This window comes from Bacillus sp. SIMBA_005 (assembly GCF_046535585.1).
GTDB lineage: Bacteria > Bacillota > Bacilli > Bacillales > Bacillaceae > Bacillus > Bacillus pumilus.
Map to the genome: position 1 here is coordinate 1 of NZ_JAWRWI010001290.1, position 230 is coordinate 230.

1 protein-coding gene is annotated in these 230 nt (G+C 34.8%); it reads left to right on the forward strand.

The annotated features are described in order from the left end of the window. The coding region (locus SB660_RS24225; protein WP_410585195.1) for a DnaD domain protein at positions 1 to 230 on the forward strand (230 nt) is incomplete at both ends.

The window sequence follows — 230 nt, forward strand, 5'->3', positions numbered from 1 at the left end:
GAGAAGAGAATCAGTCGGTCAATCCTTTCTTAGAAATTAAAAATTGCTTTGATTCCACAATTAGAATCAGCAACTTTACGGATCATAGAAAAATGGACAAATTGCTTGAACTGTATCCAGATTACTTACTCATTATCGAAGCAATGAAATTAACTGCAGACCTTGGCAAGCTAAGCATTGAATATGTTGAGGGAATATTACGAAACTGGGCCATTGAAAAAGGGATTAAT